This window comes from Telluria sp. ZB4P34 (assembly GCF_059686055.1).
Genome location: NZ_JCASIF010000023.1, coordinates 14,977 through 32,078 on the forward strand (window position 1 = coordinate 14,977; position 17,102 = coordinate 32,078).

The window sequence follows — 17,102 nt, forward strand, 5'->3', positions numbered from 1 at the left end:
CGCTTCACCCACTTCGATAAGAACAACATGAGAACCTACGCCATCGGCGACCTGCAGGGCTGTGCCCATGAAGCCCAACTCCTGATCGACCGCATCGCCGAGGATGCGCACAGCCATGGCCAGGCGCAGCCGCGTATCCTGTTCGTCGGCGACCTGATCAACCGCGGCCCCGATTCGCTGACCGCCCTGCGCCGCATGAAGGCGCTGTTCGAGGCGAACCCGGGCCGCGTCGAAGCCCTGCTCGGCAACCACGACCTGCACCTGGTCGCGGTGGCCGTCGGCGCGCAGCGCGCCAGCCGCTCCGACACCCTGGACGAGATCCTCGCCGCGCCCGATTGCGAGGAATTGATCCAGTGGCTGCGCCGGCGCCCGCTGGCGATGTTCGTCGACGCCCACCTGCTGGTGCATGCCGGCGTGGCGCCCGAATGGGATGCGGCGCAGGCGATGGCGCTGGCGCAGGAGGTGGAACAGACCCTGCGCGGCGACGGCTGGATCGACTTCCTGCGCAACATGTATGGCAACGAACCGAATGCCTGGGACGACAGCCTCACCGGCATGGCGCGGCTGCGCTGCATCGTCAACGCGCTCACCCGCATGCGCCTGTGCGCGCCTGACGGGAGCATGGATTTCATGCACAAGGAAAGCGAGAGCGGGCCGGAAGGCTCAGGGCTGCTGCCGTGGTTCGAGCTGCCGCAGCGGCGCACCCGCGACGTGACCGTGGTGTTCGGACACTGGTCGGCGCTGGGCCTGGTGCTGCGGCCCAACCTCGTGGGGCTCGACAGCGGCTGCGTGTGGGGCGGCAAGCTGACGGCGGTGTGCCTGGACGACCGCTCGCTGCTGCAGGTGGATTGTCCCGAGTATCGGGAGCACGGCGGGAAGAAATAATCTGGTCCGGTGGACCTGATCACGCCGGCATATGCCGGTTTCGTAGGGTGGTCGGCTCTGCCGACCGCGCGTCCAGACAGTGCAGGGCATTTCGGCAGTGCAGCCGTCAGTTGGACGCGCGGTCGGCGAAGCCGACCACCCTACACGTCAGCGCTTCAGTTGGGAGAGATCCCGCACCGCGCCGCGATCCGCCGAAGTCGTGAGCGCCGCATACGCCTGCAGCGCCTGCGACACGTAGCGTTCGCGCGCGACCGGCTTCCACGCGTCGAGGCCGCGCTCTTCCATCCTCGCGCGCCGGTGCGCCAGTTCTTCGAAGCTCACGCGCAGGTTGATGGTGCGCGCCGGGATGTCGATATCGATCAGGTCGCCCTCCTCCACCAGTCCGATCGCGCCGCCTTCCGCCGCTTCAGGCGACGCATGACCGATCACCAGGCCCGAGGAGCCGCCCGAGAAGCGCCCGTCCGTGAACAGCGCGCAGGCCTTGCCGAGTCCCTTGGACTTGATGTACGAGGTCGGGTACAGCATTTCCTGCATGCCGGGCCCGCCCTTCGGGCCTTCGTAGCGGATGATGACCACGTCGCCGGCGTGTACCGTGTCGCCAAGGATGCCTTCCACCGCCGCGTCCTGGCTTTCGAACACGCGCGCCTTGCCGCTGAAGCGCAGGATGCTCTCGTCCACGCCCGCCGTCTTCACGATGCAGCCCTTCTCGGCGATGTTCCCATACAGGACCGCCAGGCCGCCGTCCTCCGAATAGGCATGCTCGCGGTCGCGGATGCAGCCCATGCTGCGATCCAGGTCGTTGTCCTCGAAGCGCTCGGCCTGCGAGAAGGCCACCTGGGTCGGCACGCCGCCCGGCGCCGCGCGGAACAGGCGGTGCACGGCCGGGTCATCGCTGCGCCGGATATCGTACTTCTCGATGGCCTCTCCCATGGTGGCGCTGTGCACGGTCGGCAGCGAGGTATCCAGCAGCCCGGCGCGCGCCAGCTCGCCCAGGATGGAGATGATGCCACCGGCGCGGTGCACGTCCTCGATGTGATACTTGTCGGTCATTGGCGCCACCTTGCACAGGCAAGGCACCTTGCGCGAGATGCGGTCGATGTCGGCCATGGTGAAGTCCACCCCCGCCTCGTGCGCCGCCGCCAGCAGGTGCAGCACGGTGTTGGTGGAGCCGCCCATGGAGACGTCGAGCGCCATCGCGTTTTCCCAGGCCGCCTTGCTGGCGATCGAGCGCGGCAGCACCGAGTAGTCGTCCTGTTCGTAGTGGCGCTTGGCGACTTCCACGATCAGGCGGCCGGCGCGCAGGAACAGCTCCTTGCGATCGGCATGGGTGGCGACGATGGTGCCGTTGCCCGGCAGCGACAGGCCCAGCGCCTCGGTGAGGCAGTTCATCGAGTTCGCCGTGAACATGCCCGAGCACGAGCCGCAGGTCGGACAGGCCGAACGCTCGATCTCGGCCACGTCGGCGTCCGACACCGTGCTGTCGCCGGCCTTGATCATGGCGTCGACCAGGTCCAGTTTGATGACCTTGCGGTCGTTGTTCACCACCTTGATAACCTTGCCCGCCTCCATCGGCCCGCCGGAGACGAACACGGTCGGGATGTTCAGGCGCATCGCGGCCATCAGCATGCCAGGCGTGATCTTGTCGCAGTTCGAGATGCACACCATCGCGTCGGCGCAGTGGGCGTTGACCATGTACTCGACCGAGTCGGCGATCAGGTCGCGCGAGGGCAGCGAGTACAGCATGCCGCCATGGCCCATGGCGATGCCGTCGTCCACGGCGATGGTGTTGAATTCCTTGGCCACGCCGCCGGACGCCTCGATCTCGCGCGCCACCAGCTGGCCCAGGTCCTTCAGGTGTACGTGGCCGGGCACGAACTGGGTGAAGGAATTGACCACCGCGATGATCGGCTTCTCGAAGTCGCCATCCTTCATGCCGGTGGCGCGCCACAGGGCGCGCGCGCCGGCCATGTTGCGGCCCTGGGTGGTGGTGCGGGAACGGTAAGTCGGCATGGTGGTCTCCTCGGGAAGCGATGGTGCAAAGCACCAGCGTGCCGCCTCCGCTGTGAGTTGTCCAATATATGATTTATGGCTCTGTGATATGTTTTACGTATCACAGGCCGCGCGGCTGCCCAGCGCCTGGGCTACTGCTTCCTGCGCCGCCCCTGCCAGCTCGCGCCGGTGTGCCCCCGCCGTCGCGATCGGCGCCAGCGGATGCAGGCGCGCGCGCACGGGTTCGCCCTGCAGGATGGTGAACAGGCTGTCGACGAAGCTGGTGTCGCCGACGTACTCGACCGAGCGGTGGAAGGCGTCGGCGCCGTCGACGTAGGACAGCGCGTAGGGCTGCACCGCGACTCCGGCATCGATGGCGGCCTCGAACAGGTTGGCGTGGAAGGGCAATACCTCACCCTGCAGGGAGGTGGTCCCTTCCGGGAACAAGGCGACCCGCTGCCCCCCTTCCAGCACCGTCACCAGGCCCTTGAAGATGTGGCGCAGCTCGCGCCGGTTGCCGCGCGCGATGAAGACGGTGCCGGCCGCGGCGGCCAGCCAGCCCAGCACCGGCCAGGAGCGGATCTCGGCCTTGGCCACGAAGCGGCAGGGGTGCAGCGCATTGATCACGAAGATGTCCAGCCAGGACACGTGATTGGCGACGATCAGCGCATGCGCGAGGACCGGGGCGCCGGGCGCCTGCTCGACGCTGACCCGGCACAGGCCGAGCAGCCTGCGCGACCAGCGCCGCGTGAGGCGCTCGCGGATGCCCGGGGAGGCAAATGGAAACACCAGCGCGCAGGTCGCCAGCCCTGCCGCCAGGTGGACCATCACGCGCGCCAGGCGCAGGGCAAGCCGTATCTTCACGAGTACCGGAAAACGCTGCGGACGGCGCAAACCGCCCGCGCCGCCCTAGCGCTGGTAGGCCACGCGGCCGCGCACGAGCGTCGTGCGCACCTGACCGGCCAGCTCGTAGCCGAGGAAGGGCGTGTGCTTGCCCTGGCTGGCCAGGGCCTTGCGCTCGACCTTCCAGCGCGTCTCGGGGTCGAACAGCACCACGTCGGCCGGCGCGCCCACCGACAGCGTGCCGGCCGGCACGCCGGCGATGCGCGCCGGTTCGCAGGTGACCTTGGCCACGGCCCGCGACAAGGCGTCGGCACCATCCTGCTCTTCCGCCCACTTCAGCGCGAGCGCCAGCAGCAGTTCCAGGCCGGTTGCACCGGGAGTGGCTTCGGCGAAGGGCAGCAGCTTCTCGTCCTCGTCCACCGGGGTGTGGTCGGAGCAGACCGCATCCACGGTGCCGTCCAGCAGGGCATTGCGGATCGCGTCGCGGTCGCGCTGGCTGCGCAGCGGCGGGTTGAAGCGCGCGTTGGAGTCGAAGAAGCCGATGTCGGCGTCGGTCATGTGCAGGTGGTGGGCGCCGACGTCGCAGCTGACCGGCAGGCCTTCCTTCTTGGCGGCGGCGACCAGGGCCAGTCCGGCGCTTGACGACATGCGGCACAGGTGCACGCGCGCGCCGGTGGCGCGCACCAGCTCGAAGATGGTGTGCAGGGCGATGGTCTCGGACATGACCGGCACGCCGGACAGGCCCAGGCGCGAGGCCAGCGGCCCGCTGTGGGCCACACCGCCGCGGCCGATGTGGGCATCCTGCGGGCGCAGCCACACGGTGTAGCCGAAGGTCTTCGCGTACTGCAGGGCGCGCAGCAGCACGGTGGTGTCCAGCACCGCTTCCTCGGCCTGCGAGAAGCCGATGCAGCCGGCTTCGGTCAGCTCGGCCATCTCGGTCAATGCCTGGCCCTTCAGCCCCATCGTCAGCGCGCCCAGCGGGTGCACGTTGGCCTGGTCCAGGATGCGCGCGCGGTGCTTGAGCATCTCCACCAGGCCCGGCTCGTCCAGCACCGGGTCGGTGTCCGGCGGGCACACCAGGGTGGTCACGCCGCCCTGCATCGCCGCCTGCATCTCGGATTCCAGCGTCGCCTTGTATTCGTAGCCCGGCTCGCGCAGGCGCGCGGACAGGTCCACCAGGCCGGGGGCGACCACCAGGCCGGTGGCATCGATGACCTGGTCGGCCGTGAAGCCCTCCGGGGCCGTGCCGATGGCGGCGATGACGCCGTCGGCGATGAACAGGTCGCGGGTGGCGTCAATGCCGTTCGCCGGGTCGATCACTCGCCCGTTCTTGATATGGTATTTCTTCTGTGCGAAGTTCACGCCCTGCCTCCCGCCAAAATGCTCATCACTGCCATGCGTACCGCGATGCCAAAGGTCACCTGCGGCAGGATCACCGCCTGGCTGCCGTCGGCCACCGCCGAGTCGATCTCGACGCCGCGGTTCATCGGTCCCGGGTGCATCACGATCGCGTCCGGCCTGGCCAGCGCCAGGCGTTCCGGGGTCAGGCCGTAGCTCTTGAAGTATTCCTGCGCAGAGGGCAGCAGCGCACCGCTCATGCGCTCGTTCTGCAGGCGCAGCATGATGATGACGTCGACGTCCTTCAGGCCCTCGTCCATGTTGGTGAAGGTGCGCACGCCCATTTCGGCGAGGCCGCCCGGCAGCAGCGTGTGCGGGCCGATGGCGCGCACTTCCGGCACGCCGAGGGTGGTCAGCGCGTGGATGTCCGAGCGCGCCACGCGGCTGTGCAGGATGTCGCCGACGATCGCCACCCGCAGCCTGGTGAAGTCTTCCTTGTAGTGACGGATCGTGTACATGTCGAGCAGGCCCTGGGTCGGGTGCGCGTGGCGGCCGTCGCCGGCGTTCACGACGTGCACGTGCGACTGCCCGGTCTCGATCAGGTGCTTGGCGATCAGGTAGGGCGCGCCCGACTGCGCGTGGCGCACCACGAACATGTCGGCATGCATGGCCGACAGGTTGTCGATGGTGTCGAGCAGCGACTCGCCCTTGCTGGCCGAGGAAGCCTGGATGTTCAGGTTGATGACGTCGGCCGACAGGCGCTTGGCCGCGATCTCGAAGGTGGTGCGGGTGCGGGTGCTGTTTTCAAAAAACAGGTTGAACACGCTCTTGCCGCGCATGAGCGGCACCTTCTTGACTTCGCGGTCGGAGATGCCCACGAAGCTCGACGCAGTGTCGAGGATGTGGGTGATCACCGACTTGGGCAGGCCTTCGATGGTGAGCAGGTGCTGCAGCTCCCCGTTCTTGTTCAGTTGCGGGTTGGTAAACAGTTTCGGCATGGTCAGTGGGAAGCGGCGGAGTCGGCGGAATCTTCTTCAATGGTCAGCACCAGCTGGCCGGCGTCGTCGCGCTGCAGGCACAGCGACTGCCTGGGCGCCAGCGCGGCGCGGGTCCCGACGTAGTCGGGCGCCACCGGCAGCTCGCGCCCGCCGCGGTCGGCCAGGGCCGCCAGGCGGATGCAGGCCGGGCGGCCGTAGTCGAACAGCACATTGATCGCGGCGCGCACGGTGCGGCCGGTCTGCAGCACGTCGTCCACCAGCACCACGGTGGCGCCGTCGACCGGGAAGCGGATGTGGGTCGGCTTCACGTCCGGGTGCAGGCCCTTCCTGGCATAGTCGTCGCGATAGAACGAGACGTCGATGGTGCCGAAACGGGCGGTGAGGTCGAGGTCGCGCGCGAGGCGTTCGGCCAGCCAGGCGCCGCCCGAGTGGATGCCCACGATGGCGGCGTCGTGCACGCCGTCCAGGCCCGCGCGGACCTGGCCCAGCAGCTCGCGGTACAGCGCTTCCGCGTCGTAGGCTTGTTCAGAATTTGGCATGAGGGTCAATGAGCGTCGAAGTATTGTTGCAGGATGATGGCGGCCGCCTTGGCGTCGATGATCTCGCCGCGCTTTTGCGGGATGACGGCGGAAGAGTAGCGCTCGTCGACGAGTTCGACGGGCAGGCTGAAGCGGCCGTGGAGCTGGTTGGCGAAGCGCCGGCTGCGCAAGGTCATGTCGTGCTCGGCGCCGTCGGGATGGCGCGGCTCGCCCACGACGAGGCGGGCCGGCTTCCATTCGTTGATGAGCTCGCCGATGACCTGGAAACGGGTGGCGTTGTCGACGGCCTTGACGACCGTCAACGGCTGGGCTTGCCCAGTCAGGGTGTTGCCCATGGCAATGCCAATGCGCTTCACCCCGAAGTCGAAGCCAAGAACGATATCAACCACGAGGCATCTCGACCAAGCGAGCCCTTTCTTTACGCATGGCCAGCTTCAGTTGTCAGCATCAAGGGGTCGATTCCCAGCAGTTTGATGGCGGCGGTATAGCGTTCCTCGATCGGGAGGTCGAACAGCACGCGCGGGTCGGCGGCCACGGTGAGCCAGCCGTTGCGCGACAATTCTTCCTCGAGCTGTCCCGGGCTCCAGCCGGCATAGCCGATCGACACCAGCATGCGGGCCGGACCGGCGCCGCTGGCGACGGCCTCGAGCACGTCGATCGAGGTGGTGAAGGCGACGTCGTCGGTGACGGTGAGCGAGGACGAGTAGCGTCCGCCCGGCGAGTGCAGCACGAAGCCGCGGTCGTCCTGGACCGGGCCGCCGAACATGATCGGCTGGTCCACCACCGAGGAGCGCAGCCCCGGCGCCAGCTTCAGGTCGACGCGGTCGAACAGCACTTCCATGGTCATGTCGGTCGGCTTGTTGATGACCACGCCGAGCACGCCTTTCTCGTTGTGCTCGCAGACATAGACGACGGTGCCGCCGAAGATCGGGTCCTGGATCGAAGGCATCGCGATCAGGAAATGGTTGGCGAGATTCAGCCCAGAGGAAGCAGGGGCGATGTTACCGAGCGTTTCACTTTGCTCCGGTGGCATGCCGGGCATCGGTAGAGTGCTGCCAACTTTGCTTTTTTTCATACGCTTGCTCTCACATGGGCTCACTCAGGTTGATGACCGCAAAGTGTCCACAAAACAATATTACGCTTCTCGATAGTTTACACCGAATCGCTCCGGGACCCACGAAAGCGCCCCAAACAGCCCGGTTCGGGCATCATGCGCGCCCTGCCCCGACCCGGCTTCGTCCCACCAAATTGCGAACAGGATCCGTTAGGACGAATCCTACCCAGTAAAATCGCCCGCCACCTTGACGCCGCACACGATGATGAATATGAGCAACTCCCTGGTCTGGTTCCGACGCGACTTGCGGGCATTCGACCATGCCGCCCTGCACCGGGCCTTGACCTCGTCTCATCGTGTGTATTGCGTTTTCGTGTATGACAGCGACATTCTCGACCCGCTGCCACGCGACGACCGCCGTGTGCGGTTCATCCACGCCAGCCTGGCCAGCCTCGATGCCGAGCTTCGCCGGCTCGGCGGATATCTGATTGTGCGGCAGGGCCGCCCGCTTGAAGTGATCCCGGCGCTCGCCACCGAACTGGGTGTCGACGCGGTGTTGGTATGTGCCGATTATGAACCCGACGCGGTGGAACGCGACGCACGGATGAAAGCCCGCCTTGAATCTGATGGTAGGAAATTTCTACGCCTTAAGGATCAGGTCGTATTCGAGGCGGACGAGGTGCTGACCCTGTCCAGGGGTCCGTTCTCGGTCTTTACGCCCTACAAGAATGCCTGGCTCAAACGCCTGGCCGCGATGCCGGAAACGCTGGCCGCCTGTCCCGTCGATGCGCATGCCCATGCTTTCGCCCCGCCCCCCGGGTCGCCTGTCCTGCCCTCGCTGGAAGACATCGGTTTCGCGCCGGGCGAGCCGCCATTGCCGGCCGGCATGGAAGGCGCCGAAGCGCAGTTCGAGCGCTTCATCGCCCACCTGGCCGATTACGGCCGCGCACGCGATTTCCCGTCGGAAGACGGCACCTCGCGCCTGTCGGTCCACCTGCGCTTCGGCACCACCTCGATCCGCCACCTGGTGCGCACGGCGCGGCAGATGATGGAAAACGGCGCCGGCGGTTCCGGCGCCTCGGTCTGGCTGTCGGAACTGATCTGGCGCGATTTCTATTCGATGATCCTGGCGCGCAACCCGCACATCGTGCAGCGCTCCTTCAAGCCGGCCTTCGATGCCCTGGCATGGGAGACGGGTCCGGAGGCGGAGGCGCTGTTCGCGGCCTGGTGCGCGGGACGCACCGGCTATCCGCTGGTGGACGCGGCGATGGCCCAGCTGAACGGCACCGGCTTCATGCACAATCGCTTGCGCATGGTGACGGCAAGCTTTCTCACCAAGGACCTGGGCATCGACTGGCGGCGCGGCGAGCGCTACTTCGCGCTGAAATTGAACGACTACGACCTGGCCTCGAACAACGGCGGCTGGCAGTGGGCGGCATCGACGGGCTGCGACGCGCAGCCGTGGTTCAGGATCTTCAATCCGGTGACGCAGTCGCAGCGCTTCGATACGCAAGGTGAGTTCATTCGGGAATGGGTGCCGGCGCTCGAACGCCTGGGCGCGAAGGAGATTCATGCGCCGTGGCTGGTGGATACGGAGGTGCTGGCGGGGAAAGGCGTGGTGCTGGGCCGGGATTATCCGCTGCCGATCGTGGATCACGATGTGGCGCGCAAGCGGACGCTGGAGCGGTTTGGGGTGGTGAAGAAGCCTGGTTGATTGGCGCGCAAAACCGGACGAAATGATGCCAGTGGCATCATTCGCCCAAGTTCGTACCGCAGCCGCCTAGCTCGAAACACTAGCCAGCAAACTCTCGATCGCCGCCAGCAACACCGGCTCCTGGTACGGCTTCCCGAAATACGCATTCACCCCCAGCCCCAGCGCGACATTGCGGTGCTTGTCCGCCGTCCGCGAGGTGATCATGATGATTGGCATCGACTGCGTCGCCTCCCTGGCGCGCAGTTCGCGCGTCAGGTCGAAGCCGTCCATGCGCGGCATCTCGATATCCACCAGCATCAGGTCGGGCCGGGCGTGTTCGATCTGCTCGAGCGCGTCCACCCCGTCCTTGGCCAGCATCACCCGGTAGCCCTCGCGCTCCAGCAGGCGCTGGGTCACGCGGCGCACGGTGATCGAATCGTCCACCACCATGATGGCGGGGCGCGGCGCCGGCGCGGCCCCGTCGCCGGGTGCAGGAAGCGGCGCAGCCGGACGCTGCGCCAGCGCCACCGGATCGAGGATCAGCACGATCTCGCCCGTCCCCAGCACCGTGGCGCCGGCAATGCCGGGCACCCGCGACAGCTGCGGGCCGATGTTCTTGACCACCACCTCGCGGTTACCCAGCACCTCGTCCACGCGCAGCGCGATGCGTCCGCCGGCGCCGTGCACCACCAGCACCGGGTTCAGGGGCTGCGGTGCAGCGCCGGCCGCGCCGCTCCCGGCTTCGCCCAGCAGCGCGTCGAGCGCGTGCAGTACATGCGGCTGCCCGGCCACCGGCATGGCGCCGGCGGCCTGCGCCGCGGCCAGCTCGGACTCGCGCACCTGCAGCACCTGCTCGACCAGGGTCGATGGCAGCGCATAGGTACGGCCGGCGCTCGCGACCAGCACTACCTGCGCCACCGCGAGGGTCAGCGGCAGGTGGATAGCGAAGCGCGTGCCGCGGCCCGGCTCGGTCGAGACGACCACGCGTCCGCCCAGCGCCTGCGCCTCGGAACGCACCACGTCCATGCCGACGCCGCGGCCGGCCAGTTCGGTGAGCGTGTCGGCGGTGGAGAAGCCCGGCTCGAAAATCAGTTCGGCGGCTTCCTGGTCCGATACGATGGCGTCCGGCGCCAGCAGGCCGAACGCACGCGCCTTGCTGCGAATGCGTTCCAGGTCGAGCCCGGCGCCATCGTCGCTGAATACGATCGCCACTTCGTTGCCGTGCTGGCTCACCTGCACCAGGATCTCGCCGGTTTCCGGCTTGCCGGCATCGAGCCGCGCGGCGCGCGCTTCGATGCCGTGCACGATGGCGTTGCGCAGCAGGTGCTCGAAGGGCGCGGCCATCTGTTCCAGCACGCTGCGGTCGATTTCCACGGCGCCGCCGCGGATGTCGAGGTTGACGCGCTTCCCGAGTTCCTTCGCGGTCTGGCGCGCTACGCGGAACAGGCGCTCCGACAGGCTCGCGAAGGGCACCATGCGCACGCGCATCAGGTCGCGCTGCAGGTCGCGCGTCATGCGCGACTGCGCCGCCAGGTCTTCCTGCGCGCCGTCCACCGTGCGCGCCAGGGTGTCGTGGAAGGCTTCCACGTCGTCCACGCTCTCGGCCATCATGCGCGTCAGTTCCTGCAGGCGCGTGAAGCGGTCGAACTCGAGCGGGTCGAATCCGCGCTCGCCGGCGATCGACAGCCGGGAGGCGATCTGCGATTCGGCCTGCATCTCGATCTCGCGCATCTGGCGGCGCAGGCGGTCGAGGTTTTCAGAGAAGTCCGACAACGCGCCCTTGAGCGAACCGACCTGGTTTTCCAGGCGCGAGCGGCTGATCGACACCTCGCCGGCCTGATTGACGACGCGGTCGAGGATGTCGGCGCGCACGCGCACCAGGGGCGCGCGGCTGCCCGGCTGCTCGGCGGGCGCCGCGACGGCGCCGGGCGCCTGTGCGGCGCCGGCAGGCTGCTGCAGCTGCTCGAACAGCAGCAGGGCCGCGTCGTAGTCGGCCAGCAGTTCGTCGAACGCGGCCGGCGTGCTCGTGCCGGCATGCACCATGTTCTCGATCTGGGTTTCCAGCTCGTGGACATGCTGGCCGAGGCGCATCGCGCCGGCCATGCGGGCGCTGCCCTTGACCGTATGCAGCGCGCGCTGCAGGCCCTGGGCGATGGCGTGGTCCTGCGGATGCTGCTGCCACTGGCGCAGGCCCTCGCCGATCTGCGGAAACAGGTCGCCCCCTTCTTCCAGGAACACGGGCAGCAGGTCGGGGTCGAGTTCGTCGGTATAGGCCGGGACCGCGGCCAGCACGCTATCGGCCGGGGCCGGTGCGGGTTCGGGCGCGGGTTCGGGCGCGGATTCTGCAGCGGGTTCCGGCAAGGCGGCGTCGGTCTGCGGCAGCGGTTCCGGTGCAGGTTCGGGAACGATGAAGCCGGCAGCCGTCTCCGGCGCCTCGTCCAGTACCGCCTCGTCGGGCGTCACCGGCACGAAATGAGGCGGCTGCGCGGGCGGCTGCGCGTGTGGCAGCTGCGAGGGCGCCGCCTGCTCGAGCGGCGGCGCGGAGAAGGGATCGTCCAGGAAGCCGTCGAACAGGTCGTCGACCTCGCTGGCCGCGCCGGCCTTTTCCGGCGCCTCGCGCGCCAGCGCCGGCGCCGGCGTGAAGGATGGCGGCGCGGCCAGCAGCTCCGCGTAGGCGCTGGCGAACAGGGCGTCCAACTGCTGGGCCAGGGCGGGATCGACTTCCCCGTAGACGGCGGCAGCATGCTGGCTGGCCAGGCGTTCCAGCAGCTTGCCCAGCCGGCGCAGCAGGTCGGGCTGCTCGGGCGCCAGCTCGCCCAGGGCGAACACCTGCAGCATGGTGCGCACGCGCGCCAGCGTGTCGTCCAGCAGCGCGCGGGCATCGTCGTCCAGCTGCGGCCCCGGCGCGGCCAGCTTTTCCAGCACCAGCTCGAGCGCATGGGCGACCTCGCGCAGCGCCGCGTAGCCGACCGTGGACGAGGCGCCTGCCAGCGTATGCGCCGCCTTCAGGGCTTCGGGCGAAGCGCGGCGCTGGGGTTCGCCGCGCCAGTCGGTGAAGTCGCTTGCCAGCGCCAGCACCAGGGCATCGGTCTCGTCGAGGTAGAGCGTGTACAGGCCGAGCGGAATCTCCAGCGCGCCGATGCGCTTGACGTCCGGCGCCAGCACCTGGTCGAGCGTGGGCACGGGAAGTTCGTCGGGCACGGGCGCGGGTGTTTCCCCCGCCGCTTCCCCGGCCTCGGGCGCGCCGCCTTCCAGCACGCGCGCGGCGGCGGCCACGATGGCGGCGCCGTCACGCGCCGAGGCGCCATTGGCGGCCAGCTCCGCCACCCAGCCTGACAGTTCCGCATGCGCCTCGCGCAACAGCGCCAGGAGCGCCGGCGTGGCGCTGCGCGCCTCGGCCAGCCACAGGTTCATGACGCGCTCTACCGCCGCCGCGGCCTCGGCGAAGCGCTCCAGGTTCACCATGCGGCTGCTGCCCTTGAGCGTGTGGAAGGCGCGGCGCAGCAGGGTCGATGTCTCCTGGCTAGCCGGGTCGCGCTCCAGCTGCGGCAGCGTTTCCAGCACCAGGCCCAGCACCTCCTGGCCTTCCGCGATGAATATCTCGAGCAGCTCGGATTCGATCGTCGGTTCCGGTGCAGGGCCGGCTGATGGGGCAGCCGATGGGGCGGCCGATGAAGCAGATGCGTCCTGCGCGGCCGCGACGAACTCGAAGGGCAGTTCGCACAGCAGGCGCCTGTCGTGGTCGAAGGTGAAGCGTCCCTTGGCCGCCTCGCTGTCCTGCGCCAGCAGGTCGGTGAAGAAGCCCAGTGCGCCGATGTTGCGGGCAATGTTGTGCAGCACGGCGGACTGCGTGGCCACGTCGCCGTCGCCCTCGGCCAACGCACGCACCTCATCGGCGACGTGGCGCGCGGCCAGCACGGCCTGCTCCTGGTCGAGGATGGCCAGCGCTCCCTGCAGCCCGTGCAGCACCGGCTCGGCCTGCGCCAGGGTCTCGCGCTTGTCCGGCTTGTCGTAGTAATCGTCGAGCAGCTTCTCGACCTGGCGCAGGCCGGCCTTGATCTCGCCGGCCAGCACCGCCACGGTTTGCCCCTGCTGGATCTGGCGCGCCAGCTCCCCCTGCCATTGGGGCGCATCCGGCGGCGCTTCGCCCGCGGCCAGGGCCAGCAGGCGCGCGCCGACCGCTTCCGCGTTCTCGGCAAAATCCTCGGGCAGCTGGCGCAGCTGGTCCAGGCCGTTCTCGACGAACAGCATGGCGGCCGCCATCTCCAGCCCGAAGTCGCCGCTGCGGCCAGAGTGCATGGCGTCGAGCGCGGCGCGGCCCAGTTCGCGCAACAGCTGGGCAAGCGCGGGAGCGCCCAGCTTGTCGCTGGCCGCGGCCAGGCGCGCGAGCTGCGCATTGAAGTCGTCCTGGACCGCGAGCTCGCCCTCGGAGGCGATGCGGTCCCAGTCCGCCTTGGAGCGCGCCAGCGCCTCGCGTGCCTCCCGCAGCGCGGCCTGGTCGATGCGGCCGTAGCGGCGCGCCGCGTAGTCGTGCGGCACCAGGCCTTCCAGGCCGCAGGCCTGGCGCAGGCTCCTGGCCTCGGCGTTGAGCCCGGTCGCGCCGCCGTCGGCTGCGGCGACGAAGAACAGCGCGTCGCGCAGCATCGCGTCCGGGGCGCCGCCCTGCCCCTGCGACAGGCGGCGCAGCTGCAGGTTGACCTGGCCAAGCAGCTGTTTCACATACAGGTCTGCTGCAACCTGGCCGTCGGCCACGACGCCGGCAAAGGCGTGCATCGCCGTCCAGAACAGGCGTGCGCGTGGCTCTTCCTGCGCCGCTGCGATCGGCGCCAGCGCGTCGCGCATGCCGGCCGCATGCAGGGCGTCCCCGCTCTTCAGGTAGGGCAGCAGCGCGCGCTCGAAGCGCGCGCGGCAGGCGGCGACGTCGGGCGCTTCGGCCACGGCGGCCAGGTCCGGCTCGACGCCTTCGCCCACTCCGGCCGGCAGCAGGTCGGACGGATGGATGCGCTCCGCGCCAAGCTGTTCCTGCAGGTCGCGGTAGTAGGGGAACAGGCGCGCCGGCTGCTGGGGAGCGCCCGCGAGCAGTTCGTCGAGGTATTCGACCAGGGCCTGGTAGGCATCCTGCAGGATCTTCACCGATTCAGGGGTGCAGCGCGCCTGCCCTTCCTTGAAACGGTCGATCAGGCGCCGCGCCGCGTTGCCGAACGCCTCCACACCCTCGACGTCGACCAGTTGCAGGGCGCCGTGCGCCTGGTGCAGGTGGGTCTTCGCATGCAGCAGCAGGGTCGGCTGCGCTTCCTGGCTGCGGCCGACGGCGTCGCCGAGCGCAGCGCCCGAGCGTCCCAGCGCATCGCGGATTTCGCCGATCACCCAGGACAGGGGGCCGGTATCGAATGCTGGCATGCGTGGGGAAGTCTGGTTCGTCATGGGCTCATCGTATTGGTGGTCAGGCTGCCACGCGGAAGCGCGACACGGAATCCTTCAGCTCCTGGGCCAGCAGCGCCAGCTCGCGGATCGACTGCGCCGTCTGGCGCGTGCCGCCCTGGGTATGCTCGGTGACCGACAGGATGTGCTGCATATTATGGGCCACGCCGTTGGCGGACGTCGCCTGCCGCTCGGCCGCGCCGGAAATGTCCCGGATCAGCTCCGCCAGGCGGTTCGACACGCGCGAGATGTCGGCCAGCGCGGCGCCGGCCGCGTCGGACAGCCGCGCGCCCTCGACCACGCCCTGCGTCGACTTTTCCATCGCCGCCACCGCATCATGGGTATCGGCCTGGATGGTGCGCACCAGGGCGCCGATGCCCTTGGCCGCTTCGGCCGAGCGCTCCGCCAGGCGCTGCACCTCTTCGGCCACCACCGAGAAGCCGCGCCCGGCCTCGCCGGCTGACGCGGCCTGGATCGCCGCGTTCAGCGCCAGCACGTTGGTCTGTTCGGTGATGTCCGAGATCAGGTCGGTGATCTCGCCGATCTCCTGCGAGGATTCGCCCAGGCGCTTGATGCGCTTCGAGGTTTCCTGGATCTGTTCGCGGATCTCGTTCATGCCGAGGATCGCGTTCTGCACGGCGGTGGCGCCCTGCTCCGCCGCCACCACCGATTGGCGCGCCACGTCGGCCGATTCGGTCGCCGATTGCGATACGCTCGCGATCTGGCCGGCCATGCGCAGCACGGTGGACGATGCCTCCTTGATCTCGCGCGACTGCTTTTCTGCCGCGCCCAGCAGCTCGGTCGACACCGACTGGGCGTCGCCGGCGGCGCGCGTGACCTGCTCGGTGGTTTTGATGACCCGCAAGACAAGGCCGCGCAGTTCCTCGACCGTGTAGTTGACCGAGTCGGCGATGGCGCCGGTGATGTCTTCCGACACGGTGGCGTGCACGGTCAGGTCGCCGTCCGCGACTTCCTGCAGCTCGTTCATCAGGCGCAGGATCGCCGCCTGGTTCTGGTCGTTGGTGGCCTTCGCTTCTTCTTCCTTGGCCTGGGCCAGCTGGCGCATCGCCTCGGCGTCGCGGCGGCGCGCCTCCGCGCCCAGGGTACGGTTGCGCGAATCCTGCAGCATCACGCGCGACAGGCTGCCGCCCATGGCCAGCGTGAAGACCGACGCCCCCACCAGCACCCAGAACCAGCCGCTCCTGGTGTTCAGCTGAGCGCGGTACTCCTGCTGCACCCGCGCCAGCGTCGAGCGCAGGCCTTCGCTGTCGCGAGCGATGACCTGCTCGGCGCTGCGCGCCGCCCCGAAGTTGTGCAGGTTGGTCGAGAGCGGCGCCAGCCCTTCCTGCCAGGCCCCGTAGCCGGTGCGCGCATCGAGCAGGCGTTCGCGCAGCGCCGGGTCGGCCAGCGCGGCGGGACCGGAACCCAGGCTGTCGAGAAGAGCGCCCAGTTCGGCGCTGTCGTGCGCGATGGTGCGGGCGGCCCCGCGGTAAGCGGCGCCCGGCGTCGCCAAGGCGTGGATCGATACCGCCAGGCGCTCGGTCAGCGCGCCGAGGCGGGCCAGCGCGGCGGCGTCGCGCCCGCCCGCGGCCTGCCTGGCGGCGATCGACTGGAGTTCGGTGGCGAGGGGGGCAAACCTGGCGACGCTGGCGCCGTAGCCGACCAGGTGACGCTTGTTGGCGACGATGGTGGCGGCGGCGGCGTTCGAGGCCGTCCAGGCCGAGCGGGATTTCGCAAGCAGGCCCGCGAGTTCGCCGCCGGCGCCGGGAATCGCCTGGCCGCCGAACTGGCCGCCGCGCGCCAGCAGCGCCAACAGGCGGCCGACTTCGGCGCGGCTCTCGTCCAGCTCGCCGAAGGCGCCCGGGTTGCCGCGCAGCGCATTCGGCGCGGCCTTGGCCACGCGCTGCGAATGCATCAGGGCGTCGGCCGCGATCTGTCCCTGGGTCGCCACCTCGTCGGTGCGCGCGCCGTTCTGCCACATCGACAGCACGGTCAGCAGGATGCCGGCCACGAAGGCGGCCAGCACCAGGCGCAGCTGGCGCGGCAGCGACAGGTGGCCGATCAGCGGCAGGCGCAGGGCGTCGCCGTCGACGCCGGGATGGAGGGGCTTGCGCGGGCGCGTGTTGCCGAGCCGGCGCGCGGCCGCCTCGGCCGAACCGTGCAGCGGCGCACCCGCCGGCGCATGCTCGCCCCCTGCAGGCTGGACCAGCATGCCCGGACCGAACTCGGTGTCGGGCGAGGCCAGGACGGTGTCCTCGTCCCCGTGGCCCTTGGAGAATGCGTTGATGCTGAATTTCGAGGCGAATCCCATGCCGGCTCCTGGTGCTGGTTGCTTGACTGCG

Annotated in this window: 11 protein-coding genes; 2 read left to right on the forward strand and 9 right to left on the reverse strand. The window is 69.1% G+C overall.

Annotation, left to right across the window (positions count from 1 at the left end; all coding sequences use genetic code 11):
- The first annotated feature begins 27 nt into the window (after positions 1-27).
- Positions 28-885 carry a symmetrical bis(5'-nucleosyl)-tetraphosphatase gene (locus AC56KL_RS22020; protein WP_497182314.1) on the forward strand — a complete coding sequence of 286 codons (858 nt, stop codon included), beginning with the start codon at positions 28-30 and terminating at the stop codon, positions 883-885.
- Between the two features lie 147 nt (positions 886-1,032).
- Here AC56KL_RS22020 and ilvD read toward each other — a convergent pair whose 3' ends face one another.
- From ilvD to AC56KL_RS22055, 7 genes are all read right to left on the reverse strand, one after another.
- Entirely contained in the window at positions 1,033-2,895 is a 1,863-nt protein-coding gene (gene ilvD / locus AC56KL_RS22025; RefSeq protein ID WP_497182315.1) for a dihydroxy-acid dehydratase, read from the reverse strand.
- 93 nt (positions 2,896-2,988) lie between these two features.
- The gene (locus AC56KL_RS22030) at positions 2,989-3,738 is read right to left on the reverse strand and encodes a lysophospholipid acyltransferase family protein (protein ID WP_497182316.1); all 750 of its coding nucleotides are present in this window, start codon (positions 3,736-3,738) and stop codon (positions 2,989-2,991) included.
- Positions 3,739-3,783: 45 nt separating this feature from the next.
- The gene (locus tag AC56KL_RS22035) at positions 3,784-5,079 is read right to left on the reverse strand and encodes a dihydroorotase (protein WP_497182317.1); all 1,296 of its coding nucleotides are present in this window, start codon (positions 5,077-5,079) and stop codon (positions 3,784-3,786) included.
- Positions 5,076-6,053, reverse strand: coding sequence for an aspartate carbamoyltransferase catalytic subunit (locus tag AC56KL_RS22040; protein ID WP_497182318.1), 978 nt, complete (start codon positions 6,051-6,053; stop codon positions 5,076-5,078). Before AC56KL_RS22040 ends, AC56KL_RS22035 begins: the two co-directional genes overlap by 4 nt.
- A gap of 2 nt (positions 6,054-6,055) precedes the next feature.
- Positions 6,056-6,592: a bifunctional pyr operon transcriptional regulator/uracil phosphoribosyltransferase PyrR gene (pyrR, locus tag AC56KL_RS22045; protein WP_497182319.1), complete on the reverse strand. Its 537-nt coding sequence runs from the start codon at positions 6,590-6,592 to the stop codon at positions 6,056-6,058.
- A gap of 5 nt (positions 6,593-6,597) precedes the next feature.
- On the reverse strand, positions 6,598-6,927 hold the full coding sequence (gene ruvX / locus AC56KL_RS22050; protein WP_497182347.1) for a Holliday junction resolvase RuvX: 330 nt from the start codon (positions 6,925-6,927) through the stop codon (positions 6,598-6,600).
- An 83-nt stretch (positions 6,928-7,010) separates the two neighbouring features.
- Entirely contained in the window at positions 7,011-7,625 is a 615-nt protein-coding gene (locus tag AC56KL_RS22055) for a YqgE/AlgH family protein (protein WP_497182320.1), read from the reverse strand.
- Between the two features lie 286 nt (positions 7,626-7,911).
- On the opposite strand from AC56KL_RS22055, the gene AC56KL_RS22060 reads away from it, so the two are divergent.
- On the forward strand, positions 7,912-9,360 hold the full coding sequence (locus AC56KL_RS22060) for a cryptochrome/photolyase family protein (RefSeq protein WP_497182348.1): 1,449 nt from the start codon (positions 7,912-7,914) through the stop codon (positions 9,358-9,360).
- 66 nt (positions 9,361-9,426) lie between these two features.
- On the opposite strand, the gene AC56KL_RS22065 is transcribed toward AC56KL_RS22060, so the two are convergent.
- Together AC56KL_RS22065 and AC56KL_RS22070 are read right to left on the reverse strand one after the other, a co-directional pair.
- Positions 9,427-14,739, reverse strand: coding sequence for a FimL-related protein (locus AC56KL_RS22065; RefSeq protein ID WP_497182321.1), 5,313 nt, complete (start codon positions 14,737-14,739; stop codon positions 9,427-9,429).
- A 43-nt stretch (positions 14,740-14,782) separates the two neighbouring features.
- Entirely contained in the window at positions 14,783-17,071 is a 2,289-nt protein-coding gene (locus AC56KL_RS22070) for a methyl-accepting chemotaxis protein (protein ID WP_497182322.1), read from the reverse strand.
- Between the last annotated feature and the right edge of the window lie 31 nt (positions 17,072-17,102).